The sequence below is a fragment of the Burkholderia sp. lig30 genome (assembly GCF_000687455.2).
Classification (GTDB): domain Bacteria; phylum Pseudomonadota; class Gammaproteobacteria; order Burkholderiales; family Burkholderiaceae; genus Burkholderia.
The window spans coordinates 1-1772 of the sequence record NZ_JGVW01000007.1 but is presented as its reverse complement, the minus strand read 5'-3'; the positions used below and the strand labels follow the sequence as shown (position 1 = coordinate 1772).

Sequence of the window (1772 nt, the reverse complement as noted above, 5' to 3'; positions counted from 1 at the left end):
CGCCGCGGCGGCCGAGGGGCCGTCCCCGCACGCGACGATCTTGTTGCCGTTCGCCAGCGCGGCGAACATCGCGTCGACCGAGGCCGCGATCGGCAGCGACAGCGCATCCAGCGCTTCGAGGTGAAGCGCGGCGCTATCGCGGAAATGTTGCTGAATTCGTTCGACTGACATCGATTTCTGATCAAGTGCTGCGCGCAACGGATATCGCGCGACATCGTGAGTGCGGCGAGTTTACCGCACTCCGGGGCCTGAACCGGGCACCGGCAAGATCTCTTTACATCTCCACGGCCTGTTTACACAGGGAATGTGGATGCGCTCCGTATGTATACAGGCCCTAGACGTCGTCCGCGCGAAACGCATCGCGCAGCCAGACGAGTTGCCCGGCCTCGAACGCAACGACATCGAAGCGGCACGGCGCACCGGCGCCATGCCGCACCCAGAAGCGCTGCGCCGCCATGACGAGCCGCGCGCGCTTGCGCCGGCCGATGCTCGCCGCCGCGCCGCCGTGCCGGACGCTGCGCCGCGCGCGCACTTCGACGAACACCAGCGTGCCGTCGGGCTCGCGCATCACGAGATCCAGTTCGCCGCCGCGCATCGTCACGTTCGCGGCGACGAACGCGAGCCGGCGGCCCTGCAGGAATTGCCGCGCGCGCATCTCGAACGCACTGCCGACCGCGCGGGATCGCCCCTCCGCCGCGACGCCATCGCCGCGCGCCGTCGCCGGGCCGCCTGCGCGCTCCACACGCGCCGCCCCCCCTTCGCCGGACGGCACGGGCGCCGCCGCGTGGCACAATGCCGACCTTGTTCCGCTTGCGCCGCGTCCGCGCGCCTTGCCTGCCATGACTGCCCTCCTTGAACTCGCGCAAACGCAGCACTATCCGACGGCCGCGCTCTACGTGGTCGCGACGCCGATCGGCAATACGGCCGACATCACGCTGCGCGCGCTCCATGTGCTCGGCCTCGCCGACCGCATCGCCGCCGAAGACACCCGCAACACCGGCCAGCTGCTCACTCGCTACGGCATCTCGAAGCCGCTCGTCGCGGTGCACGAGCACAACGAGCGCGAAGCCGCACTGCGGGTGATCGAGCAGCTGCGTGCGGGCGAACGCGTCGCGTACGTGTCGGACGCCGGCACGCCCGGCATCTCCGACCCTGGCGCGCGGCTCGTCGACGCGGTGCGCGCGGCCGGCTTCCCGGTGATTCCGCTGCCGGGCCCGAGCGCGGCGGTCGCCGCGGTGAGCGTCGCGGGCGACTGGGCCGGCACCTTCACGTTCGCGGGCTTCCTCCCGCCGAAGGCGAAGCAGCGCATCGCCGCGCTGCAAGCGCTCAAGCCGCATCCGTACGCGCTCGTGTTCTACGAGGCGCCGCACCGCATCGTCGAGACGGTCACCGCGCTGGCGGACACGCTCGGCGCCGCACGCCGGCTGCTGATCGCGCGCGAGTTGACCAAGCTACACGAACAGCTGTTCCAGGGCACCCTGGCCGAAGGGCTGACGTGGATCGAAGCCGATCCGAACCGACAACGCGGCGAATTCGTGCTGGTGGTCGAGGGCGCGGCGCCCGATGCCGGGCCGGCCGACGACACCGCGCATGACGCGCTGCTCAAGCTGCTGCTGGAAGAAGTGCCGGTGAAAAGCGCGGCGAAACTCGCGGCGGCGCTGACGGGCGCGCCGCGCAACGCGCTGTACGCGCGTGCGCTCGCGCTGAAAGAGGACGCCTGACCACGGCCCCGGGTGTCGGGTGCCGGGTGCCGGGTGTCGGGTGTCGGGTGT

General features: G+C 71.1%; 3 protein-coding genes. 1 reads left to right on the top strand and 2 read right to left on the bottom strand.

The genetic code is table 11. The features are described 5' to 3' along the window. Positions 1-171: SIS domain-containing protein (locus LIG30_RS00430; RefSeq protein WP_038708679.1), on the bottom strand; the 171-nt coding region annotated here is incomplete at its 3' end. A gap of 163 nt (positions 172-334) precedes the next feature. After that, positions 335-793, bottom strand: a complete 459-nt coding sequence (locus tag LIG30_RS00425) for a YraN family protein (protein WP_442856833.1) — start codon at positions 791-793, stop codon at positions 335-337. A gap of 46 nt (positions 794-839) precedes the next feature. Here LIG30_RS00425 and rsmI point away from each other — a divergent pair, with 46 nt between their 5' ends. Then, the gene (gene rsmI, locus LIG30_RS00420) at positions 840-1721 is read left to right on the top strand and encodes a 16S rRNA (cytidine(1402)-2'-O)-methyltransferase (RefSeq protein WP_038708677.1); all 882 of its coding nucleotides are present in this window, start codon (positions 840-842) and stop codon (positions 1719-1721) included. The last annotated feature ends 51 nt before the right edge of the window (positions 1722-1772 follow it).

Excerpts from the sequence above, each read along its gene's own strand:
- rsmI (WP_038708677.1), top strand. The coding sequence starts at position 840 with ATGACTGCCCTCCTTGAACTCGCGCAAACGCAGCACTATCCGACGGCC.